At 53.6% G+C, this 23,766-nt stretch carries 25 protein-coding genes; 15 read left to right on the forward strand and 10 right to left on the reverse strand.

Features of this window, described 5'->3' with window-relative positions:
- Positions 1-12: 12 nt before the first annotated feature.
- The 5 genes from eutB (at position 13) to AAC086_RS08615 (ending at position 4,814) form a co-directional block, all read left to right on the forward strand.
- A complete protein-coding gene (gene eutB, locus AAC086_RS08595) occupies positions 13-1,035 on the forward strand; it encodes a hydroxyectoine utilization dehydratase EutB (RefSeq protein ID WP_339777703.1) in 1,023 nt (340 codons plus the stop codon).
- Between the two features lie 2 nt (positions 1,036-1,037).
- The gene (locus tag AAC086_RS08600; protein WP_339777705.1) at positions 1,038-2,030 is read left to right on the forward strand and encodes a cyclodeaminase; all 993 of its coding nucleotides are present in this window, start codon (positions 1,038-1,040) and stop codon (positions 2,028-2,030) included.
- Between the two features lie 31 nt (positions 2,031-2,061).
- Positions 2,062-3,243, forward strand: coding sequence for an ectoine hydrolase DoeA (gene doeA / locus AAC086_RS08605; protein WP_339777708.1), 1,182 nt, complete (start codon positions 2,062-2,064; stop codon positions 3,241-3,243).
- Positions 3,244-3,327: 84 nt separating this feature from the next.
- Positions 3,328-4,329: a N(2)-acetyl-L-2,4-diaminobutanoate deacetylase DoeB gene (doeB, locus tag AAC086_RS08610; RefSeq protein ID WP_339777710.1), complete on the forward strand. Its 1,002-nt coding sequence runs from the start codon at positions 3,328-3,330 to the stop codon at positions 4,327-4,329.
- Positions 4,326-4,814, forward strand: coding sequence for an Lrp/AsnC family transcriptional regulator (locus AAC086_RS08615; protein ID WP_339777713.1), 489 nt, complete (start codon positions 4,326-4,328; stop codon positions 4,812-4,814). The genes doeB and AAC086_RS08615 overlap by 4 nt, the downstream gene beginning before the upstream one ends.
- On the opposite strand, the gene AAC086_RS08620 is transcribed toward AAC086_RS08615, so the two are convergent.
- Complete coding sequence (locus AAC086_RS08620) at positions 4,759-5,085, reverse strand: hypothetical protein (RefSeq protein ID WP_339777716.1); 327 nt, start codon at positions 5,083-5,085, stop codon at positions 4,759-4,761. The genes AAC086_RS08615 and AAC086_RS08620 overlap by 56 nt on opposite strands.
- 202 nt (positions 5,086-5,287) lie before the next feature.
- Here AAC086_RS08620 and AAC086_RS08625 point away from each other — a divergent pair, with 202 nt between their 5' ends.
- From AAC086_RS08625 to AAC086_RS08645, 5 genes are all read left to right on the forward strand, one after another.
- Entirely contained in the window at positions 5,288-6,676 is a 1,389-nt protein-coding gene (locus AAC086_RS08625; RefSeq protein ID WP_339777719.1) for an arylsulfotransferase family protein, read from the forward strand.
- On the forward strand, positions 6,673-6,945 hold the full coding sequence (locus AAC086_RS08630; protein WP_339777722.1) for a hypothetical protein: 273 nt from the start codon (positions 6,673-6,675) through the stop codon (positions 6,943-6,945). The genes AAC086_RS08625 and AAC086_RS08630 overlap by 4 nt, the downstream gene beginning before the upstream one ends.
- 93 nt (positions 6,946-7,038) lie before the next feature.
- Positions 7,039-7,788, forward strand: coding sequence for a hypothetical protein (locus tag AAC086_RS08635; protein ID WP_339777724.1), 750 nt, complete (start codon positions 7,039-7,041; stop codon positions 7,786-7,788).
- Positions 7,785-8,951, forward strand: a complete 1,167-nt coding sequence (locus AAC086_RS08640; RefSeq protein ID WP_339777725.1) for a sulfotransferase — start codon at positions 7,785-7,787, stop codon at positions 8,949-8,951. Before AAC086_RS08635 ends, AAC086_RS08640 begins: the two co-directional genes overlap by 4 nt.
- A 227-nt stretch (positions 8,952-9,178) precedes the next feature.
- Positions 9,179-9,583, forward strand: coding sequence for a pentapeptide repeat-containing protein (locus AAC086_RS08645; RefSeq protein ID WP_339777727.1), 405 nt, complete (start codon positions 9,179-9,181; stop codon positions 9,581-9,583).
- A gap of 16 nt (positions 9,584-9,599) precedes the next feature.
- On the opposite strand, the gene AAC086_RS08650 is transcribed toward AAC086_RS08645, so the two are convergent.
- The 8 genes from AAC086_RS08650 to AAC086_RS08685 all read right to left on the reverse strand — a co-directional run bounded on the left by AAC086_RS08650 (position 9,600) and on the right by AAC086_RS08685 (position 18,066).
- Positions 9,600-10,763 carry a Gfo/Idh/MocA family oxidoreductase gene (locus AAC086_RS08650; protein WP_339777728.1) on the reverse strand — a complete coding sequence of 388 codons (1,164 nt, stop codon included), beginning with the start codon at positions 10,761-10,763 and terminating at the stop codon, positions 9,600-9,602.
- 39 nt (positions 10,764-10,802) lie between these two features.
- Positions 10,803-11,861, reverse strand: a complete 1,059-nt coding sequence (locus AAC086_RS08655) for a sugar phosphate isomerase/epimerase family protein (RefSeq protein ID WP_339777730.1) — start codon at positions 11,859-11,861, stop codon at positions 10,803-10,805.
- Positions 11,862-11,908: 47 nt separating this feature from the next.
- On the reverse strand, positions 11,909-13,057 hold the full coding sequence (locus AAC086_RS08660) for a Gfo/Idh/MocA family oxidoreductase (RefSeq protein WP_339777732.1): 1,149 nt from the start codon (positions 13,055-13,057) through the stop codon (positions 11,909-11,911).
- 12 nt (positions 13,058-13,069) lie between these two features.
- On the reverse strand, positions 13,070-13,816 hold the full coding sequence (locus AAC086_RS08665) for a sugar phosphate isomerase/epimerase (protein ID WP_339777735.1): 747 nt from the start codon (positions 13,814-13,816) through the stop codon (positions 13,070-13,072).
- A gap of 41 nt (positions 13,817-13,857) precedes the next feature.
- On the reverse strand, positions 13,858-14,943 hold the full coding sequence (locus tag AAC086_RS08670; RefSeq protein WP_339777740.1) for an ABC transporter ATP-binding protein: 1,086 nt from the start codon (positions 14,941-14,943) through the stop codon (positions 13,858-13,860).
- A gap of 5 nt (positions 14,944-14,948) precedes the next feature.
- The gene (locus AAC086_RS08675; RefSeq protein WP_339777742.1) at positions 14,949-15,842 is read right to left on the reverse strand and encodes a carbohydrate ABC transporter permease; all 894 of its coding nucleotides are present in this window, start codon (positions 15,840-15,842) and stop codon (positions 14,949-14,951) included.
- A gap of 10 nt (positions 15,843-15,852) precedes the next feature.
- A complete protein-coding gene (locus tag AAC086_RS08680; RefSeq protein ID WP_339777745.1) occupies positions 15,853-16,737 on the reverse strand; it encodes a sugar ABC transporter permease in 885 nt (294 codons plus the stop codon).
- An 87-nt stretch (positions 16,738-16,824) separates the two neighbouring features.
- Complete coding sequence (locus tag AAC086_RS08685) at positions 16,825-18,066, reverse strand: ABC transporter substrate-binding protein (protein WP_339777748.1); 1,242 nt, start codon at positions 18,064-18,066, stop codon at positions 16,825-16,827.
- A 197-nt stretch (positions 18,067-18,263) separates the two neighbouring features.
- Between AAC086_RS08685 and AAC086_RS08690 the strand changes: the two genes are divergently transcribed.
- Complete coding sequence (locus tag AAC086_RS08690; RefSeq protein ID WP_339777751.1) at positions 18,264-19,301, forward strand: LacI family DNA-binding transcriptional regulator; 1,038 nt, start codon at positions 18,264-18,266, stop codon at positions 19,299-19,301.
- Between the two features lie 16 nt (positions 19,302-19,317).
- On the opposite strand, the gene AAC086_RS08695 is transcribed toward AAC086_RS08690, so the two are convergent.
- A complete protein-coding gene (locus AAC086_RS08695; protein WP_339777753.1) occupies positions 19,318-19,803 on the reverse strand; it encodes a VOC family protein in 486 nt (161 codons plus the stop codon).
- Positions 19,804-20,354: 551 nt separating this feature from the next.
- Between AAC086_RS08695 and AAC086_RS08700 the strand changes: the two genes are divergently transcribed.
- The 4 genes from AAC086_RS08700 to AAC086_RS08715 all read left to right on the forward strand — a co-directional run bounded on the left by AAC086_RS08700 (position 20,355) and on the right by AAC086_RS08715 (position 23,756).
- Entirely contained in the window at positions 20,355-21,452 is a 1,098-nt protein-coding gene (locus tag AAC086_RS08700; protein ID WP_339777754.1) for a carboxynorspermidine decarboxylase, read from the forward strand.
- Positions 21,453-21,502: 50 nt separating this feature from the next.
- Positions 21,503-22,750, forward strand: coding sequence for a saccharopine dehydrogenase family protein (locus tag AAC086_RS08705; RefSeq protein WP_339777757.1), 1,248 nt, complete (start codon positions 21,503-21,505; stop codon positions 22,748-22,750).
- A gap of 185 nt (positions 22,751-22,935) precedes the next feature.
- Entirely contained in the window at positions 22,936-23,214 is a 279-nt protein-coding gene (locus tag AAC086_RS08710) for a PepSY domain-containing protein (protein WP_339777760.1), read from the forward strand.
- A 2-nt stretch (positions 23,215-23,216) separates the two neighbouring features.
- Positions 23,217-23,756, forward strand: a complete 540-nt coding sequence (locus tag AAC086_RS08715) for a cytochrome b/b6 domain-containing protein (RefSeq protein WP_339777761.1) — start codon at positions 23,217-23,219, stop codon at positions 23,754-23,756.
- Positions 23,757-23,766: the final 10 nt, after the last annotated feature.

The following is a 23,766-nucleotide window of genomic DNA, read 5'->3' on the forward strand; positions in this document are numbered from 1 at the left end:
AACGAGGTTGCAGTGAAAAAGCCGATCACGCTTGGCGAAATCCTTGCCGCCCGCAAACGTATTGCCGGGCATGTCATTCATACCCCGCTTCGCCCCAGCCAAAGCCTGAGCGACCGTGTCGGAACGCCGGTATGGATCAAATGCGAACATCAACAATATACCGGCAGTTTTAAATTGCGCGGTGCCGCCAATGCCGTTTTAAACCTGAACGACGATCAGAAAGCCAAGGGTGTTGTCGGCGTTTCCACGGGCAATTATGGCCGTGCCCTTGCCAATGCGGCGCGCAATGCCGGGGTCCGTGCAGTGATTTGCATGTCGGAACTGGTCCCGAAAAACAAGGTTGATGGCATTCGTGCCCAAGGGGCGGAAATTTCCATTTCCGGCCAATCCCAGGACGAAGCGCAAAAAGAAGTTGACCGGCTGGTGCGCGAAGACGGCATGACGATGCTGCCACCGTTTGACCATGCAGACATCATCGCGGGCCAAGGGACCCTGGGGCTGGAAGTCCTTGAACAATTGCCCGATGCCGAAACCCTGTTAGTGCCACTTTCGGGCGGCGGGTTGCTGGCCGGTGTGGCGCTGGCGGCCAAATCGATCAACCCGGCCATTCGCGTGGTCGGCATTTCGATGGAACGTGGCTGCGCCATGATTGAAAGCCTGCAAGCAGGTAAACCGACATCGGTGCGTGAATGGCCCAGCCTGGCCGATAGCCTGGGCGGCGGTATTGGCGAAAACAACCTTTACACCTTTGATATGTGCGCCGATCTGACCGACGATTTTGTTCTGGTCAGCGAAGCGCAAATTGCCGATGGCATCCGTGCGGCCTATGTCGATGACCAGCAGGTTATCGAGGGGGCCGCCGCCGTGGGCATTGCGGCCCTGCGCGCCGGACTGATCGACAACCCCGGCAGAACCGTGGTGCTCAGCACCGGTTGCAATATTGATATGGACCTGCATCGCCGGATCATCGGTGGCGAAAATGTCGATCTGGCACGCGAGGCCGAACAGACACCACGCCTATCCGAGGGTGCCTAACCATGCCAAACATCCGCATTCTAACCGAAACGGAATTACGCCGCGTTATCGCCCTGGATGTTGCGGCAATTGACTGCATTGAAAAGGCCTTTCGCGCACTGGCAACACAGGATGTTCGCATGCCGCCAATCTTGCGGCTTGATATCGACGATTATAATGGCGAGGTCGATGTTAAAACCGCCTATGTGCCCGGTGTGGACAGTTTCGCCATCAAAATCAGCCCCGGTTTTTTTGATAACCCGAAACTGGGCCTGCCCTCGGTCAATGGGTTGATGAACCTGTTTTCAGCCAAAACCGGCATCCTCGAAGCGGTCATGCTTGATAACGGGTATTTAACCGATATTCGCACCGCCGCTGCCGGTGGCGTTGCCACACGCCACCTGGCGCGCAAGGATGCCCGCCATGCCGCCATTTTTGGCACCGGGGTTCAGGCCCGTTTGCAATTAACCGCGTTAACCCTGGTGCGCAATATTACATCGGCCACCATCTGGGGCCGCGACATTGCCAGGGCCGAACAAACCGCACGCGACCTGAGCCGCGATTTAAACATTCCCGTCACCGCGACGCACGATGGCAAAGCCGCCTGCGCACAGGCCGACATTATCGTGACAACCACCCCGGCGCGCAGCCCCATTTTGCAGGCAGACTGGGTTCAACCCGGCACCCATGTAACGGCAATGGGGTCCGATGCCGAACATAAAAACGAAATTGACCCTGCCCTGATCGGGCAGGCGGGCCTTTATGTCTGCGATAGCACCGCACAATGCCGCATTCTTGGCGAACTTCACCATGCCATTGATGCCGGAATGATCGATGCCAACAGCAGTCAGACGGAACTGGGTCAGGTTATTGCCGGTTCTGCGGACGGGCGCACAGACGCCACGCAGATTACGCTTTGCGACCTGACCGGTACAGGTGTCCAGGACACCGCAATCGCCACCCTCGCCCGGCAAAGATGCGATGCATCAGGCACCGGCACCGAGATCGTTTCCTGATTAGGGCCTTGCCCTGCTTTGGAGGCCTGCAATGAGCCAGGTTGAACTGAATTTTACGCGCGACGAATATGCCGTGCGGCTTGATAAAACCAAAAAAGCCATGGTGGAAAAAGGGATCGATCTGTTGATCGTCACTGATCCGTCAAACATGGCCTGGCTAACCGGTTATGACGGCTGGTCATTTTATGTGCATCAATGTGTCGTGATCCCGATTGAAGATGACCCGATCTGGTATGGCCGATCACAGGATTCCAACGGCGCCAAACGCACCGTTTACATGACCCATGACCGGATCATCCCCTATCCTGACTATTTCGTGCAAAACACCACCCATCACCCGATGGATTATCTGTCGGAAATTATTGAATCGCGTGGCTGGGGCACACGCAATATCGGGGTAGAGCTGGATAACTACTATTTTTCAGCCCGTTGTTATCTGCAACTGCAAACCCATTTGCCCAATGCCACCTTCAAGGATGCAACCGCCCTTGTGAACTGGCAGCGCGCGGTCAAATCCGAACAGGAAATATTCTACATGCGCCAGGCGGCGCGCATTGTGGAAAACATGCACGAACGCATTATCGAAATTGTCGAACCGGGCATGAAGAAAAACGAACTCGTCGCCGAAATCTACCGTACCGGCATTGTCGGCGTTGAAGGCATTGGCGGCGATTACCCGGCCATCGTGCCGCTGTTGCCATCGGGTGTTGATGCCAGCGCCCCGCACCTGACATGGGACGACAAACCGATCCCCAATAATGCCGGTACATTCTTTGAAATTGCCGGTTGTTACAAACGCTATCATGCGCCACTGTCGCGCACGGTTTACCTTGGCGACCCCGACCAGCGGTTTCTCGATGCGGAAAGTGCCCTGATCGAAGGGTTGCAGGCCGGGCTTGAGGCTGCAAAACCCGGCAATGTCTGCGAAGATATCGCCAAGGCCTTTTTCGGTGTATTGCAAAAATTCGGCATCGAAAAAGACAGCCGCTGCGGCTATCCGATCGGGCTTTCCTATCCGCCGGACTGGGGCGAACGCACCATGAGCCTGCGCCCCGGTGATCGCACGGTTTTAGAACCGGGCATGACGTTCCATTTCATGCCGGGTCTGTGGTTTGAAGACTGGGGCATCGAAATTACCGAAAGCCTGATGATCACGGAACAGGGGTCGAAAACCCTGACCAATTTCCCGCGCCAGCTGTTTGTTAAAAACTAATCTTTTACACAGCGCGCACGGACGCATAAACAAGGGTTGCCGAGGGTCGCGGCAACCCTGCATTTTCAGTCAAGGATACGGCCAATGACACACGCATCGCCCATCACCCCGACCATCCCGCTTGATACTGACGGGGTTTTTCACGGCTTTTTAAAGCTGCCCTATTCGCGGGACGATTCCGCCTGGGGTGCTGTCATGATCCCCATCACGGTGATTAAAAACGGCACCGGCCCCACCGCCCTTTTAACCGGCGGCAATCATGGCGATGAATATGAAGGCCCGATTTCGCTGTTCAAACTGGCCAGCAACCTTGCCGCTACCGAAATTTCGGGACGCATTATCATTTTGCCTGCCATGAACTATCCGGCCTTTAAAAATGCATCGCGCACATCGCCCATCGACAAGGGCAACCTGAACCGCAGTTTCCCCGGCCGCCCCAATGGCACGGTGACCGAAAAAATCGCCGATTACGTTTTACGCTATCTCGTCGCCGAGGCCGACTTTGTGCTTGATATGCATTCGGGCGGCAAAACGCTGGATTTTGTGCCTTTTGCCGCAGTCCATGTCCTGCCCGACAAAAAACAGGAAGCCGCCTGCGTTGCTGCGATGCACGCCTTTGGCGCCCCCTATTCGATGATGATGCTGGAACTCGACAGTGTTGGCATGTTTGACACCGTGGTCGAAGAATCCGGTAAAACCTTTGTCACCACCGAACTGGGCGGGGGTGGTGCTACCAGTGCCGAACGGGTCGCCATTACCGATCGCGGGGTGCGCAATTTCCTGATCCATGCCGGTATCGTCCCGGGCGAGATTGAACAGCCAGAACAGGCCATCATGCTTGATATGCCCGACGACACCTGTTTTGTTGCCAGCGAAAATACCGGCCTGTTTGAACCCTGTGTTGATTTGGGCGAAACCGTAAAGGCAGGCGACATCATTGCCCGTATTTACGACACCGAACGCACCGGCATTCCAGCCACGGTTTATACAGCACCGCGTGATGGCATTTTATCGTGCCGCCATTATCCGGGGCTGATAAAAACCGGCGACTGCCTTGCTGTCATTGCCGATGTGGTGGCTGCATGATCCGGCTTGATGAACAGGATCTGAAGATCTTGCTCACGCTGCAACGCGAAGGGCGCATTACCAAGGTCAAATTGGCCGAGGCAGTGAACCTTTCGCCCAGCCCGTGCTGGGAACGGTTAAAACGGCTGGAAGATGTGGGAGTGATTTCAGGGTATCACGCACGCATCAGCCTGGAAAAACTGACCAAGCCCACACTGGTTATGACCGAAGTTACCCTGCGCCATCATCAACACGAAGATTTCGCCACCTTTGAACGCGCCGTACAGGACATTCCCGAAATTATCGAATGTTTTGCCCTGGGCGGCGGCGTTGATTACATGCTGAAAATCCTGTGTCGTGATGTCGATTCCTATCAACGCCTGATCGACAGCCTGCTCATCGCAGGCATCGGCATTGACCGCTATTTTACCTATATCGTGACCAAAAAGGTCAAATACACACCAGATCCCCCGCTAGAAGCGCTGATTGATCTGCCCAAACGGTAAAAACACCCCCGTGCCCCGCATTTGCAGGGCAAAGCATATCAAAAACCGTAAAACCGCCCGGTAATGGCCCTCTGCCATTACCGGGCGGTTTATTTTTGGCTGGCACAGCCACATCAAACAATTGCCCCCTGCAAAACCCAAACCTGTCCACCACGCAATATCTGCCGCCAAACAGCCCGATGCGATAAAAACCGCTTATTTCAGTAATGCACAACACACCTGACAGCGCGCCGATAACAATTTGATTTCTTTTTTCAAAAGCTTGCGTCATATCGTCGGCGATTGAAACATCGCACGGGCGCGACCACACAAATTAAAAACGTAAAACCGCGTAAAACCCGCCAAAAACTAAACTATTTGGCGAAATGGGGGCGAAAAGCGGCCAAAAAGCCCTATTTACCCTGCGATTAGCCGTAATATTGCCCCGTGCCTTAACTATCCTTTGAACCTATAAGAACCCGGAGGTTTAAGGCGTGCGCTCACCCGAACATAAAAACCAGACACCATCCACATCAGAAGATGACGGTGGTGATCGTGGCTTTTTTGCCATTTTTGTTGTTGGCATTGCCGCCATCAGCTTTTCGGTCGGCGCGGTTGTGATGCTGGCAGACCTGCCGCCATCGCAGTATTTGCGCAATGCATGGTCGGCGGGGGCCGCCCTGTGGCAAAAAGAAACCCAGTATAACGATATTGCCCGGCTGGATTTCTGGGCCCCGGCCCGCAACGACAAAAAAGGCGTTACGGTTTATGATGAAAACCGCGCCCAGAACGGGCTGACCCTTTATTCATCGGGCGATGGTCCCCATGCCGTTCTGATCGATATGCGGGGCAATATTGTCCACGAATGGAATACACCGTTTAGCAAAATCTATAACGACACATCGCCAATCAAGAACCCGCAAAAAGACGAATATATGCACTGGCATACCGCAAAGATGCAACCCAATGGCGATTTGATTGTCCAATATACTGCTGCCGGCGATACGCCTTACGGCTATGGGCTGGCGCGGATTGACAAGAATTCCAACGTTGTCTGGGGTTATCTGGGCACGGCCCACCATGATTTTTCCGTCGACAAAGACGGCAAGGTTTATGCCGTAACCCAGGAATTTCGCACCAACACCTATCCGTACCGAAATCAGTTACAGCCGCCCCGGCTGGATGATTTTGCCGTTATTTTATCGCCCGAAGGCAAGGAGATGAAAAAGGTTTCCATCCTCGATGCGATCATTAATTCCCCTTATGACCACCTGCTTGATTTTATGCCGTACTATTCCAAAGATGACGTCTTGCACACCAATACGATCGAGGTCATTACCGCAGAAACCGCCAGGAATTTCCCCTATGGCAAGGAAGGCGACGTTTTGCTGTCCTTCCGCGATCTGGGCATTATCGCGGTGCTCGACATGGATCAGGAAAAAATCGTTTGGGCGACCCGTGGTTCCTGGCTGGGCCAGCACGACCCGGACCTGCTGCCCAATGGGGATATTCTGTTATTTGATAACCAGGGGCAACTCGACGACCCCGACGCGGGCATGTCGCGAGTCTTGCAAATAGATCCAAAAACCGGTGGCATCACCTGGGAATATGATGGCAGCAAAGACCACTTTTTCTACAGCGATATCCGTTCCGACCAGGAACGCCTGCCCAATGGCAACACTTTGATCACGGAATCAACCTCTGGCCGGTTGTTCGAAGTAAATAACGATGGCGAAATTGTATGGGAATTCTATAACCCCATCCGCCGCGACAACCCCGAAAAACCCGGCGAAAAACTGATCCCCATCGTTTCACAGGCCGAGCGCATTTCTGACGAACGCGTAGCACTGTTTTCTTCCCCCAGGAAAGGAGAAGACCAATGAAGCAGACCCTTAAAAACGTCACCCTTGCCAGTACGATTGTGGCACTGATCCCGCTTTTGACCGCCATGCCCGCCCAGGCTTATGTCGGGCCGGGTGCCGGGCTTAGCCTGCTAAGCGCGCTGTGGGCCGTGATCGCCGCTGTTGCCGTTGCCATCGGCTTTGTGCTGATGTGGCCGATCCGCAAAATGATACGCAACAAGCGCCGCAAAAATGCGGCCACCAGCACAGCGGCACATGCCAACACCGCCAGCACCACCAAGTCTGACTAGCACAGCGCAAAATGCCAAAGCCCTTTGATCGACACCGGTCAAAGGGTCTTCATGAAACCATGGTAGCGCCAATACAGGAACTCGGAAACTCTCATGGGTATTTTTGACTGGCCCGCCCCCGCCTTTAGCTGGCTTGACGCCGCGATGGCCGATCCATTCGGTCCTTTGGGTCGGATCATTATCTGGTCCATCATTTGTGCGATTGTTTCCATGGTGCTTTATGCGCTGCTATCGCCGCAAAACCGGATCAAAAAGGTAAAATCCGACGTCGCAACGTCGCGACAGGCCATGGCCGACGACGATGGCGAGGATTTTGCTTCCGGGATGAAGCTGGCCAAGGCCCAGTTAGGACATTCGTTAAAGCTGGTGGGGGTCATTGTGGTGCCTGCTATTGTGGCATCCCTGCCCGCTTTGGCGTTGCTGGTGTGGCTGGATGGGCAATATGGCTATACCTGCCCCGCACCAGGCACGCCGACGACCATTTCGGCCAGCCCTGAAAATGCCCATGTTGAACAAATCGGCACCGCCCCGTTATCGTCAAATGGCGGCGCCTGCCCGATTGTGCGGGTTTCCACCACCACCGATACCGGCACATCCGACATTGTTGTTCCATTGCAGGCCGCAGTTCCGGTTATCGGCCATCACCAATGGTGGAACACCCTGATCGGCAATCCGGCGGGCTATCTGCCCGAAAATACCCCGATCCAGCAAATCCGTTTTGACCTTCCAACGCAGGAAATCATCCCTATCGGACCAGACTGGGCGCGCGGGTGGGAGCTGACCTTTTTTGTCATGCTGATTCTGGTGTCCGTGGCGATAAAAAAAGGATTCCGCATCGAATGAACAAAATGACACACAGCGACGATACACAATCGCGCAAAGGTGGCGCTTTTCACGTTTCGGGCTGGGATCACTGGATCAGCGGGCAAATTGCCGATAACCCGGACCGCTGGATCGGCTTTGGCAATTTCGATACCAAAATGGCCGCGGATGCCATTGTTGATGTCGCTATTGAAAAACCGGTTTTTGTCGCCGGACTGGCGCGGTCGGGCAGTACCATTTTGCTGGAAACTTTGGCAAAACATCCGGCATCGGCCACCCATCGCTACCGTGACTATCCCCCTGTTTTCACACCTTTTTTGTGGAACAAATTTGTTGATCTGGCGCCAAAACCCCGCCAGCAGGTTGCCGTGGAACGCACCCATGCCGATGGCATCAATATCACCCCCGAAAGCCCCGAAGCCTTCGAGGAAGTGATCTGGATGGCGTTTTTCAACCATCTGCATGACACAGACCACAGCAATGTTCTGGGCGGCGAGGTTCGCAATGCGGCCTTTGAAACCTTCTATCGAGACCATATCCGCAAAATGATCGCCATTCGCGGCGGCGCACGCTATGTCTCGAAAGCAAACTATCTGATCACACGCATGGAATATCTGCTATCGATGTTCCCCGATGCCCGCTTTGTGCTGCCGGTGCGCGATCCGCTGTGGCATATTGCATCCCTTGCCAAACAGCACACCCTGTTTTGCAACGGCGAAGCAGGCAACCCGCGCGCATTGGCGCATATGCAGCGTGTGGGCCATTACGAATTTGGCATGGACCGCCGCGCAATAAATGTTGGCGATACCCACGCCACCCGCCAGATCATGACCCTGTGGCACGAAGGCCGCGAAATTGAAGGCTGGGCGCAATATTGGGCCAATCTGCACCATTTTCTGGCCGATCGTTTGTCGATCAACGACAAGCTGCGTGCCGCAACCCTTGTCGTGCGCTACGAGGATTTCGTTGCCGACCCAGGCAACCAGCTTGAACGCCTGTTTGCCCATGTCGATCTGGACAATGCCGGTGCCATCATTGATGAGGTCGCCCCGACCATCCACGCGCCAAGCTATTACAAACCCAAATTCAGCGATGCCGAAATCACCACCATTCGCGAACTGACAGGCATTGCCGCCGCCCGGTTTGGCTATGAAAACCTGGCGGATGACCAACAGCCTGCCTAAATTGGAAACGGTTGAAGCGGGACAGCCGGATAGATTTCAGCAAAATCACCACATAATCAGCGGCTGCAAATGCGCGTTGCAAAATCGGTCACAGAAGTCCAATTTTTATCGGGATTTTTGCAACAAACGGCACTGCCGGGCGCTTCGATCTATATTCGCTGGTCGTAAATGAATGCGCAATCTGGCAATCTTTGGGGTGTAATCATCATTGACAGGAGAAAACGAAAATGAGTGATCCCCAAGAACACAACCCGTTTGATGGCCCTCAGATGCAGGGAATACACTACCAGCGGGCTGATATGTCAGGCGCTAATTTCGATGGTGTAAACCTCGCGGACGCACGATTTTATGCTGTTTTGACGAAGGCAAAATTCACCGACACCAATTTAAGCGAAGCCGTTTTTGACGATATCAGCCTTGCAGATGCGCGCTTTAACAACGTCAATCTGTCTGGAGCTGCCATCACAAATGCAAACCTGTCGCGATTGACCATAAGCGGTGTCACCTTGGCAGATTCACACATCGAAGATGCTGATTTGACCGGGATGCGGATCAATGGCGTTCTCGTAACCGATCTATTCGAGGCCTATGAAAAGGCGGCTCCGGTGAACCGCCTTTCATCATCGTCATGACGTCATCGGGCTTAAATTATAAAGTTGTCCAGCGTGCCCCGCGCTGTGACGATGCCACCACCGCCTCGATAAAGCGCATACCGTTTAAACCTTCGACAATACCGGGCACCAAGGCTGCCTCGGCATTGGGGATATGCCCATCGATCCGGGCGGAAAGCTGATCGGCGAAATCGGTATACAGGGTGGCGAACCCTTCAAGATACCCCTCTGCATGGCCTGCGGGCACACGCACCCGGCCCCCCGCCGCACTGTTACCCGGCCCGCCGCGTGTGATTAAACGCGGTTGACCGTTCAGCGGGCGAAAATGCATGTGATTGGGGTGTTCCTGCGCCCATTCAATCGATCCCTTGTCGCCATAAACCCGCAATTTCAGGCCGTTTTCATGGCCAATCGCCACCTGGCTTGCCCATAACATGCCGCGCGCACCGTTTTTATACCGCAGCAAAATTTGCACGTTATCGTCCAGCAACCGTCCTTCAACCATGCTCGACAAATCCGCGCATAATTCGGAAATTTCCAGCCCGGTGACAAAATCGGCCAGATTATGGGCATGGGTGCCAATATCGCCCAGCGCCCCGCCCGGCCCGGCCTTTGCCGGGTCTGCCCGCCAGTTGGCCTGTTTGTTTTCAACCGGTGTTGCCAGCCAGCCCTGCGGGTATTCGACCTGCACCAGCCGAATAATGCCCAATTTACCCCCCCGCACCATCTCGCGGGCTTCGCGCACCATCGGATAGGCGGTGTAATTATGGGTTAGGGCAAATAAAAGGCCGGTTTCCTTAATTTTAGCGGCCAGCTCCTCGCCTTCGGCCACACTCATGCATAGGGGCTTGTCGCAAATAACGTGAATACCCGCATCCAGCATCGCCATCGCGGCGGGGAAATGCAGGTTATTGGGGGTGACAATGGCGCAGGCTTCAATGCCGTCGTCGCGCTGTGCCTCGCGCCGTGCCATGTCGCGATAATCATCATAGGCACGATCCAGTGCGATATAGCATTCCGCCGCCGAAGCCCGGGCAATATCAGGTTTTGAGGACAAAGCCCCGGCCACCAGATCATAGCGGTTATCCATCCGGGCGGCCAATCGATGCACCGCCCCAATAAAGGCCCCTTGCCCGCCGCCGACCATGCCCAGCCGGATGCGGCGGGGCGGGGCAGGATAATCGTTTGTGGTTTCAACCATGATTATCTCCTTGTTATGGTTTTTGTCATGGTGCGCCCCTTAGGACAAACCCAACAATCGACGGTTTGCTGCATCATCGCTGCCACTGCTGGCGAAATCATCAAAGGCGTGTTCGGTGACGCGGATGATATGGTTGCGAATAAATTCGGCGCCTTCGCGTGCCCCGTCTTCGGGATGTTTAAGGGCACATTCCCATTCCAGCACGGCCCAGCCATCAAAATCAAGGGCCGTCAGTTTGGAAAAGATGGCACCAAAATCGATTTGCCCGTCACCAAGCGAGCGAAAACGCCCGGCCCGGCCCACCCAGCCCTGATAACCCGAATAAACGCCTTGTCGCCCGGTGGGGTTAAATTCGGCATCCTTAACATGGAACATTTTGATACGGTCGGCGTAAATATCGATGAAATCAAGGTAATCAAGCTGCTGAAGCTGAAAATGGCTGGGATCATACAAGATATTACAGCGTTGATGACCATCAAGCCGATCAAGGAACATCTCGAATGTCGTGCCATCAAACACATCTTCACCCGGGTGGATTTCATAACAAATATTCACCCCCGCCGCATCGGCCAGGTCAAGCAACGGCCGCCAGCGTTTGGCAAGCTCGTCAAAGGCGGCCTCAATCAACCCTGCCGGGCGTTGCGGCCACGGATAAAGATAGGGCCACGCCAATGAACCGGTAAAAGACCCCATATTGGAAAGCCCCAGATTGGCCGATGCCTTGATCGCCAGTTCAATCTGGCGCACCGCCCATTCCTGCCGTGCCTTGGGGTTATGATGCACCGACGGGTCGGCAAAACCGTCAAACATCGTATCATAGGCCGGGTGCACGGCCACCAGTTGCCCGTGCAAATGGGTGGCGATTTCGGTTAAGGAAACACCGGCTTGCGCCAATCGCCCCTTGATCTCGTCGCAATAACCCTTGCTGGTTGCCGCACGCTCCAGATCAATCAGGCGTTTGTCCCAACTGGGAATTTGCACCCCTTCATATCCCAGGCTGGCGGCCCATTTGGCGATATTTTCCAGATTATCAAACGGTGCTTCATCGCCTGCAAACTGGGCAAGAAAAACAGCTGGCCCTTTCATTGTCCGCGACATGGGACCTCCTTTATTATTCATATGTATTTCAAGGAAAGAACGCTGTTTTAACCAGCATCACGCAACAGCGCGCGTGCCGCATCGGGCCCCAAAGCTGCCGGTCGGTTACATGTTGTTTCCAAAGTTATGAAATTGCCCGTTTCACCGGATCGCAAAATCGATGTCATGACATCGATGACGTGCAAGGCAACATCCAGCCCGCAACGATTTTCGCGGTCTTCGACAATGCCAATTGCCATATCTGCCAAACCCGCCGTGCGATAATCGGCCACTTTGCGGCCATCGGGCAAATCGCGATTTGCAATACCAAAGGGATGATCCCAATCCTCCGGCCCGGCAACAAAGTCACCATTTTTTTCACTGTGCAACACCTCGCCCGCAAAAAAGTTCGGATCAGGCACCAGCAAGGTTCCCTTGTCGCCGTAAAGCTCCATCGGGGCATGGCCGTTTTTCCAAACATCCCAGCTTGCCCCCAATGTCACAACAGCCCCACTTGCAAATTCCAGAACCGCATGAATGGTTGTGGGGGTTTCAACAGCTATTTTGTCGCCAAACCGGGGTTCACTGGTAATTGTGCGTTCGGGTTCCGGGGTTGATGACATTGCCGCAACACGCCGCACCGGGCCAATCAACTGCACCAGATTGGTAATATAATAGGGGCCAAGATCCAAAATCGGGCCGCCGCCTGGTTTAAAAAAGAAATCAGGGTTTGGGTGCCAATGCTCCATGCCGTGGCTCATGACATGGCAGGTTCCGCCAACGATTTTGCCAACCCGGTCCTGATCGAGCAAATGACGGGCGAATTGATGCGATCCCCCCAAAAATGTATCAGGTGCCGAGCCAACCCGAAGGCCCCGTGCTGTCGCCATACGCGCAAGTTCCTGCCCTTGCGCCACATCCAGCACAAAGGGCTTTTCCGAATAAACATGCTTTCCCGCGTCAAGCGACTGGCGCGACACCTCGAAATGGGCGGCGGGGATGGTTAAATTTAAAATGATGTCGATGTCACTGCTGCCAAGCAGACCATCAACGGTTTCCGCCCGCACGCCAAATTCTTCGGCGCGTTGCCGTGCCGCACTTTGGTTCAAATCGGCACAGGCGCGTATCTCGATCCCGCGAAAACGCGGTGACTGGGTTAAATAAGACTGCGAAATATTGCCACAGCCGATTATGCCGACACCAAGGGTCCGGGTCATTGTTCGCCCTCCTTAAAGCTGTTGAAAATTCAAAAGCGACCGACGGGCAAACCGCTGCACATCGGAGGGTTTGTCATGCTCCATCACAAACAGCTGTGTCTGACCATGGGATTTCAAACCTGCTAAAAGTTCATCCCATTTCATCACGCCCTCGCCCACATCGGCCCAGCCATCTTCATCCTGGCAGTCCCCTTCGGGGGCAATATCCTTAACGTGGACCACCCAGATACGCGGGCCGAAACGCTCGATCCAGGCAAACGGATCGGCACCCCCGCGCACAACCCACGCCACATCCATTTCCCAGCCAATGTTCGGGGCATTTTCGAGAATGATTTCCTGGGGCACCTGCCCGTCGGCCAGTGCCTTGAATTCAAAGTCATGGTTGTGCCAGGCAAACCTGAAACCGGCGTCCTTGCATTTCTCGCCAACGGCAGCAAGGCGATGGGCAAATGCCACCCAGCCTGCACGATCTGTCGGTCGGGCGTCGGGCATCAGGAACGGACAAATGATGGTTTCAACGCCCAATTCGCTGGCAATGGCAACCGCGGTGGAAAAATCATTTTCCAGCATATCCATGGAAAAATGGCCACTTGGCATGGCCAGTCCGTTTTGATCCATCAAGGCCCGAAAAGCCTTTGGGTCCTCGTAAACCCCGCCAAAACCTTCGACATTTTTATAGCCAAGACCGGCAACAAGTTTAAGCACATCGGCCCATGGCTGAAAATTGCGGGCACTGTAAAGCTGGAAGGATACTGTCATCGCTTCGTTTCCTCTGATAACGGGATAGTTTTTTTGAAAATTTAAAGACGTTCGCCGTTTTGATCGAAAACCGACGCCCGTGCCGGGTCAAAGCCAATACGCACCTGATCGCCAACGCGATAGGTATGTTCGGAATCAATCCTAAAGGTAAATTCGTGCCCCTCAAACCGGGACCAGACCAGGGTATCGGCCCCCATCGGTTCGATCACCTCAATGAGCACTTCGGTCACAAAAGGCAGTTTTTCGGCTTGCTCGCCTGCGGCAACATGTTCGGGCCGCACCCCGAATGTGACCGGCCCGGCAACAGCGCCCCGTCCGTCAAATGAATAACCTGTAACTGGAATACGCGACGCCCCCACTTTGAACGCCGGATCGGCACCACCTTCAAGTTCGGCATTTAAAAAGTTCATGCCCGGCGAGCCAATAAAACCGGCAACAAAACGATTGGCCGGGCGGCTATAGATTGTCTGAGGGGTATCGAGTTGCTGCAACACCCCACCTTTCATGATCGCGATACGGTCCGCCAGTGTCATGGCTTCGATCTGGTCATGGGTGACATAAATCATGGTATTGGAAAGTCTCTGATGCAGGCGTTTTATTTCCACCCGCAATTCGGCGCGCAATTTTGCATCCAGGTTTGATAAAGGTTCGTCAAACAAAAAAACATCCACATCGCGCACCAGGGCACGGCCAATCGCCACACGTTGGCGCTGCCCGCCCGAAAGCTCTGCCGGGCGGCGTTTTAACAAGGGTTCGATCTGCAAAACATCGGCGGCATGGGCCACCCGCCTGGCAATTTCAGGTTTGGCCATACCCGAAACCTGAAGACCGAACGACAGGTTTTTCTCAACCGTCATTTGCGGGTAAAGGGCATAGGATTGAAAAACCATGCCAATGCCCCGGTCCTTGGGTTCCTCCCAGGTCACATTGCGCCCGGAAATCCACACCTCGCCGTCAGTTGCTTCCAAAAGCCCGGCAATCACGTTTAGCAACGTTGACTTGCCACAGCCCGATGGCCCCAAAAGAACCAGAAATTCTCCCTCCTGGATGTCGATATTCAGGGTATCAATCACCGACAGGCTGCCAAAGCTCAGCGAAAGATCGCGTATCGAAACACCATTCGTCATTGCCATTATCCCTTTACTGCGCCTGCGGCGATGCCCTGAACAAAGAACCTGCCGGACAGAAAATAAATCACCAGCGGCACAGCGGCCGTCAGGATGGTTGCAGCCATATTGACGTTGTATTCACGCACCCCGTACGAGGTCGTCACGATGTTATTTAACTGCACCGTCATCGGCTGGTTGTCGCGCCCGCCAAATACCAGGCCCAGCAAATAGTCATTCCAGATCCCCGTTGTTTGCAAAATCACGGCAACAGCGGTAATCGGCACGGCCATGGGCATCATGATGCGCAAAAAGATCTGCCAGAAACCCGCCCCGTCAATGCGCGCCGCCTTAAACAGTTCTTCGGGAAGCGAGGAAAAATAGTTGCGAAAAATCAATGTGATAATCGGCATTCCAAAAATGCAGTGCACCATCACAATCCCCGCTAAGGACCCGAAAATGCCAATTTCGCGCTGAAAAACAATCAACGGATAGATCACCGCCTGAAAAGGAACAAAAGCCCCCATCACCAGAATACCAAACAGCACATTCGCCCCGCGATAGCGCCAAAATGACAGGGCATACCCGTTCACAGCCCCCAACATGACCGAAATCAAAACACTGACGACGGTGATTTGAACGGAATTGACAAAACCGGGGCTGATCCCCGCACAGGTCACACCGGTGCAGGCCGTGCTCCAGGCTTTAACCCAGGCATCAAAGGTCACATTGCCCGGCAGCGCGAACAACCGGCCCAACCGCACTTCATCAAGCGATTTCAATGATGTAACGATCATCACATAAAGCGGTGCGAGGAAAAAAGTCGCTGAAATCACCAGCAATCCGTAAAGGCCATAACGCGCCGGTGACATTTTTTTGGGCTTTCTGCCGCGCGCCACAGCATTATCTGTCTGTGTCATATTCCCTCTCCTAGGCGCGCACGCGGCGCACATATTCGTTGTAAACCCATGGGCCAACCAACAGCAGAACCGGCAACAGCATCATGGTTGCCGCCGCCATCGCAATGGCGACATTGCCGCGTTCGGTAAAGTGATCGATGACGAATTTGGCGGGAACTTCCGTTGCAATGCCGGGTCCGCCGCCTGTTTGCGCAACAACCAGGTCATAAACCCGCACCACGCTGATCGACAGCAACACAACCGATGTCACAATGACCGGACGGATCATGGGAATAATGATAAAAATATAGGTCCGCCACAGCGGAATACCGTCGACACGGGCAGCTTTCCAAATCTCGCGGTCAACACCGCGAAGGCCCGCCAGCATCAGGCACATGATCAGCCCGGTTCCCTGCCAGACAGCGGCGATCACAACCCCGTAAATGGCATATGTTGTGCTGGTCAGCGGGGCAAAGCTGAAACTTTCCCAGCCCATATTGCGCACCACATTCTGAATGCCCAGCGCCGGGTCCATCATCCATTGCCAGATCAAACCGGTCACAACAAAGGACAGCGCATAAGGATAAAGAAAAATGGTGCGAAAAATGCCTTCCATCCGAATGTTGCGGTCCAGCATCACGGCCAGTAAAAAGCCCAGCAACAAACAAAACCCGATAAACAGAACCCCGAAAATCAGAAGGTTGGAAACCGATACCGTCCAGCGATCCGTTGTCCACAAGCGGACATACTGGTCAAAGCCGATAAAATCGAATTTCGGAAAATAGCGCGAGCGCGTAAAAGACAGCGCAATCGAATACATAACGCAAAGAACAAAAACACCAATCGCTGTCACCAGCATTGGCACACTGGCGATCTTTGCAGACAAATTGGACCACATCCGGGTTTTGCGTTTCATGGCAAATCCTGATCTCCAAAACCATAATGTCAGATAATAAAGTGTGGCTTGTCGGCACGACCCCGTTCAAACCACACTTTGATGCGCTTAGCTGCCGTCCTGCAAAATGTGGACAAACTGGTCCTGCACATCCGCAACCGTCATGGATGGTGTGTTCCAGAACTGACTAACCAGGTCTTGAATGCGTCCGTCGGTGTCCGACGACAGAATGGCGTTTTTGGGCAGGGCAATGTTTGCATCGTCGTTCAACAATGCCAGCCCCTTTTGCATACACGGATCGGCCGATGCCATATTCACATCGCCGCGCACAGGGGATGATCCCTTGGCGGTATTGAATTTCACCTGCACATCCGGACTAAGCAACATCGATGCCAGACGAAGCTGGGCGGCTTCTTTATCGGCGTCGTCCTGTTTGGGGAAAATAAAAATATCCCCGCCAGTTGTCAGTATCGGATGCTCGGAGGGACCCGGCACACAGCCATAATCAACCTCGGCTGTTTTGCCCGCCAGCACAAATTCGCCCCGCGCCCAATCGCCCATCGCCTGGGCAGCGGCCTTGCCATTAATCACAAGGCTTGTCGTATCATTCCAGTTGCGCCCGGCTGATCCTTCATCCGTCAGATCGCGCAATTTGGCATAAGTCTCAAAAACCTTGGCAACTTCGGGGCTTTTGGCGGCGTCTTCGTCACGGTCAACATAAACCTTGTTCCAAAGTTCCTTGCCGCCAACCCCCATGAACACATCATCAAAGGTCAGGTCTTCCTGCCATCCCTGTCCGCCCACGGCCAGCGGAATATACCCGGCATCGCGAATTTTCCCGGCCTGATCGATAACATCCTGCCAGCTTTGGGGTTCTTTCAGGCCAACTTCCTTATAAATGGCCTTGTTCGTCCACAGCCACTGATCCGAATGAATATTGACCGGAACACAGTAAATCTTCCCGTCAATTTCGCAGGGGTCTAAAATACTTTTCGGGCGCACGACATCGCGCCATTTTTCTTTTTTGGCAAGGTCCGATAAATCGAGCAACAAACCAGCCTCGGCCAATTCTTCGAACTGGCGGGAATTGTTAAACTGTGCTGCTTGCGGGGCATCGCCCCCCAGAATGCGCTGCATAACCACGGCACGCGCCTGTTCCCCACCTGCAATGGCCGAATCTCGCCACTGGTCCTGACCATTCGCGTCAAATTCCTTGGCCAAAAGCGAAACAGCCGCCTGCTCCCCCCCCGATGTCCACCAGTGAATAACTTCCAGCTCAGCGGCCTGGGCCGAAAATGCCGCCGAACACATCAGCGCAGACGCAAAAAGTGCAATTCTTGACGTTTTCATTTTTTCCTCCCGATGACGGAATTGTTCGCCTGTAGGATGCAGAACAATTCCATTTATTTTTGTAATCGATTACATTGTTGATATTTGCTCATCCGGCGTTTATGTAATCGATTACACAATCGTTGACGCGATTACATTGGGCTGTCAAGATTTTTTCAACCTAAAGACGACGAAATTCGGGGGAACAAAAGGCAGAAATGAAAGCCAACAAGGGAAATCTTCCCCGAATTCAAGATGTTGCCAAAATGGCGAACGTCTCAACCGCAACCGTCAGCCGGGCGCTGTCCTTTCCCGACAGGGTATCGGAAAAAACACGCGACGCCGTCCTGCAAGCCATTGAAAAATCGGGATATACCATCAACCAAAGCGCGCGTAACCTGCGAAGGGGCGGCACGGGGACCATTCTTGTGCTGCTTCCGAATCTGGCAAACAGCTTTTTTTCGCGGGTTTTAAAGGGGATTGAAACCATCGCCTCAAAAGAAGGCTTCAGCATTCTGATTGCCGATTCCCAGTTTCCGCCCATTGATGAAACGGCTTTTGGCAACCTGTTTAACATCAGCCGGATAGACGGTGCCATCATTCTGGATGGCAATATTCCAAAAACTTTCTTTGACCGCCAAAACGATCGGAAACCGGCCATGGTTTTTGCCTGCGAATGGATTCCCGGTAGCAAAACAGCCGCTTTTCACATCGACAACATCGCCGGGGCGATGATGGCAACAGATCACCTTGTGGGACTGGGCCACCGTAAAATCGGCCATGTGGCAGGCCCGCAAAATAATGTGCTATCGCGTGACCGCCTGACCGGCTTTTTACAATCCTTGCAAAAGCATGGCCTGGACTGCCCGACTGACTGGAAAATACAAGGGGACTTCACAATTGAAAGCGGCGTTTTGGCCGCACGGCACTGGCTTTCGCTGCCCCCGGAAAAACGCCCCACGGCCCTGTTCTGTGCCAGCGATGAAATGGCTTTCGGCCTGATTTCAGAATTAAATCAAAACGACATCAAGGTGCCACAACACCTGTCGATTGTCGGCTTTGATGATGTAGAATTTGCCGCCCACAGCATCCCGGCACTTAGCACAATTCACCAGCCACGCCGCCGCATTGGCGAGGCCGCAGCCCGTGCCCTGATCCACAAAATTCGCGATGCCAACGCAGCCCCCCTGCCCGCAATGGAATTTGAACTGGAGCTTATATCACGCGCCAGCACCGCCCCTTTCATCAAAAGCTAGTGGTAAACGCCATTGGTCAGACGCGAATATTGCGCCATTCATCATAAACGGCACGGGCATCAATTTCGCTATCGCCACGAGGGGGCCGGTTTTCGGCGGCAAAAATTTCAAAGCGAATCCCGTTAGGATCGCGGAAATATAACCGGCGCGACGTGCCATCATCTTCGTTGTGGTAAACCACCTTTTGCGAAAACAAATGATTTTGCCAGGCAATCACATCTCGCGGCGCGGCGCACCGTAACCCGATGTGAAAAACATCATCTGGCAATGCCGGATCATTGGCATAGGGGCCCTGATCGGCTGGCCAGTCAAAAAACGAGATTTGCGTGCCATCTGGCAAAGCAAAGGTAATGCGCAAATAGTCGCTTTTCCAGGCCGGGCTATAGCCGCTTTCGGCATGAACCAGCCGGGCCTTCAACACGCGGGAATAAAAATCATCCGTCGCGGCAAGATCGCGGGTCGGAAAAGCCATGTGATCGACGCTCAACACTGCGGGTGGCATTGGTGCCTCCTTGCCATGGTTACATCATCAGATCCAAAACAGGATCACCCCGTTCAGTCAACACTGTACCCGGATTGGGGCACAATTTTGAACTTTTTGTTTCATGCCCGCCAAACCCGCCCGCTTAAAACAGATAAGTCGTTAAACGCCCCGTGCAAGTATCCCCCCTGAATGCAAAAGATTAAACGGTCGCGCATCCACAGCACACACATGAAGTTTAATCAAACCGAAACCTGTTGTTTATCCACGCCAATATCCTCATAATTTCAAGCCATTAGACTTACGCTCATCTCTGTGCCAGAATAACGGCATCATTTCCGCCTCATATCCATGCGTCAGCACAACACGTTGAGCAGTTGACCACCCCTTGCTGCGCTGCTATTGGGTCGCGACATTGTGCGCAGGTGTGGGAACAAACGCCCCTATGTCGCATTTTAAAGGCGGGGTTTGACGCCAATGATCACGGCGAAACGATCATTGCCCACAGACCCTGAAACTTTGGGGCCAGCCGATGTGCCATTTGCCCCATTACTGGACCAGGATGCACCGCCATGATTTCCACCCCCTATTATCTGATCGATAAAGCCAAACTTTTGCGCAACATGGAAAAGATCGCCTATGTGCGCGAACATTCCGGTGCAAAGGCGTTGCTGGCGCTTAAATGCTTTGCCACCTGGTCGGTATTTGATTTCATGGCTGATTATATGGATGGCACAACGTCATCGTCGCTTTATGAAGTCAAGCTGGGCCGGGAAAAATTCGGCAAGGAAACCCACGCCTATAGCGTGGCTTATAGCGACACTGAAATTGCCGAAGTGATTGAAAATGCTGACAAGATCATTTTCAATTCCATCAGCCAGCTTAACCGTTTTGCCGATCAGGCCAGCGGCATTGTCCGCGGTTTGCGCCTGAACCCGATGGTCAGTTCGTCCAGTTTTGATCTGGCCGACCCGGCACGTCCGTTTTCGCGTTTGGGCGAATGGGATGTCACCAAGGTTGACGCGGTGATGGATAAAATTTCCGGCTTCATGATCCATAACAACTGCGAAAATGCCGATTTTGACCTGTTCGATCAGATGCTGGCCGACATTGAAACCAAATTTGGCAGCCTGCTTTCGCGCGTTGACTGGGTCAGCCTGGGCGGCGGCATTCACTTTACCGGCGAAAACTATCCGCTCGATAAATTCTGTGCCCGTCTCAAACAGTTTTCGCAAAAGTTTGGCGTGCAGGTTTATCTCGAACCCGGCGAAGCCTCGATTACGAAAAGCACGACGCTGGAAGTCAGCGTGCTTGATACGCTTTACAATGGCAAAAACCTTGCCATCGTCGATAGCTCGATCGAGGCCCATATGCTCGATTTGCTGATTTACCGCGAAAATGCAAAGGTAACCCCCAATACCGGCAATCATGAAGTTATGATTTGTGGCAAGTCCTGCCTGGCAGGGGATGTCTTTGGCGAATTTCGCTTTGAAAACGAACTCTCGGTCGGCGACCGCATCTCGATCCAGGATGCAGCTGGCTATACGATGGTCAAGAAGAACTGGTTTAACGGGGTTGGCATGCCCTCTATCGTTCTTCGTGAACTTGACGGAACCGAACGCCTCGTTCGGCAATTTGACTTTCAAGACTATGTTTCCAGCCTGTCCTAGGCGGATTGTTTGGGTTTCATCTATTTAAAAAAGGGAGTTTTTGGCCTGAAATGAAGAAAAACGTTCTCATCATCGGTGCTGGTGGTGTGGCCCAGGTCGTGGCCCACAAATGCGCACAGAACAACGACGTGCTGGGCGATATTCATATTGCTTCACGCACCGCTGCGAAATGCCAGGCGATCATTGACTCGATCCATGCCAAGCAAAACCTGAAAAATGTGGACGGTATTCTTACGGGCCATGCACTTGATGCAACCGATATTGATGCCACGGCCGCCTTGATCAGGGAAACCGGCTGCGAAATCGTCCTCAATGTCGGCTCGCCCTTTATTAACATGCCGGTAATGTCGGCCTGTATCGCCACGGGTGCCGCCTATCTTGATACGGCCATCCATGAAGAGCAGGACAAGATTTGCGAAACGCCGCCCTGGTACGCCAATTATGAGTGGCAACGCCGCGAAGAATGCGAAAAAGCTGGTGTCACCGCCATTCTGGGCGCCGGTTTTGACCCGGGTGTTGTCAATGCCTATGCCAAACTGGCTATTGAAGACTATTTCGATGAAATTGAGTCCATCGACATCATCGACATCAATGCGGGCAGCCACGGCAAATATTTTGCCACCAATTTTGACCCGGAAATCAATTTCCGCGAATTTACCGGCACGGTTTATTCCTGGCAGGATTCCAAATGGCAATCAAACACCATGTTTGAAGTCAAAAAAGTTTGGGATATGCCAGTGGTTGGCGAAAGCCAGACCTTCATGACCGGCCATGACGAGGTTCATTCCCTCTCGCAGAACCTCAAGGTGCCCAATGTCCGTTTCTGGATGGGCTTTGGCGACCATTACGTCAATGTCTTTACGGTTCTAAAAAATATCGGCCTGCTGTCTGAACAGCCGGTAACCACCGCTGAAGGGCTGGAAGTTGTGCCGCTGAAGGTGGTTAAGGCCTGCCTGCCCGACCCCAGTTCGCTGGCACCTGATTATACCGGCAAAACCTGCATTGGTGATCTGATAAAAGGCAAAAAGGACGGCAAGGAAACCGAAGTTCTGATTTACAACGTCGCCGACCACAAGGATGCCTTTGAAGAAGTCGGCAGCCAGGGCATTTCCTATACCGCTGGCGTTCCGCCGGTTGCTGCGGCCATGCTGATTGCGTCGGGCGAATGGGATGTCAAGAAAATGGCCAATATCGAAGAACTTCCGGCCAAACCGTTTTTGCATCTGCTTAACGATATGGGCCTTCCGACCCGTATCAAGGATGCCAATGGCGACCGCGATCTGGATTTTTCCAGCTAATCTTCCAAGCGGCTCATCTTTAAATCTTCCCAAAACGGCGGACATGTTCCGCCGTTTTTTGTTTTTCGTCCTGTTCAACCTGACAACCACCTGAAACACCACGACCCGATGTTTCAGCCTGCTGTCAGCTTGGAACGTCAGATTGCCCTTGTCACAACAAACCATTGTTTTCAAGGAACCCCGCAATGCTGAAAATCGTCGCCGCTGTACTTGCCCTGTCTTCCTATGGCTTTTTGCCCTCCGTTGCGTCTGCTGCCGAAATGGGCTGCAATGCCCCGATGGACCAGTGGCAGAAACCCGATGCCCTGCAAACCAAACTCGAAAGCCAGGGCTGGAAGATCAAACAGATCAAAACCGAAGATGGCTGCTACGAAGTTTACGCCCTTGACGAAAACGGCAAGCGCGTCGAAACGCTTTTTGACCCGGCAACGCTGGAAGCCGTAAACAAAAAAGACGAGAACTAATCATGGCGACCACCGTTAAAGTCTGGGACCCGCTGGTTCGTATTTTTCACTGGAGCCTGGTTACAAGTTTTGCGGTGGCCTGGCTCAGTTCCGACGAAATCAAAGATCTGCATGAATGGGCGGGCTATTGCGCCGCTGCTTTAATCAGCTTTCGCCTGATCTGGGGGCTGACCGGATCACACTATGCCCGGTTTAGCCAGTTCGTGCACGGCCCCAAAACCACCCTGAACTATTTGCGCGACATCCCCGGCGGCAAGGCCGAACGTTACCTCGGCCACAACCCGGCAGGTGGTGCCATGATTATTGCCCTGCTGATCTGCATGGGCCTTGTGGCCACCACCGGCTGGATGCAAACCACCGACGCCTATTGGGGCGTTCGCTGGGTTGAGAACCTTCATGAATTTCTGGCAAATTGCCTGCTGGCCCTGGTGATTGCCCATGTGGCCGGCGTCATCATTGCCAGTTACCATCACCGCGAAAATCTGGTGCGTTCCATGTTTACTGGCCGCAAGCGCATCGGCACCCAAAACGATATTCGCTAAGCATCCAACA

This window comes from uncultured Thalassospira sp., from assembly GCF_963976115.1.
GTDB lineage: Bacteria > Pseudomonadota > Alphaproteobacteria > Rhodospirillales > Thalassospiraceae > Thalassospira.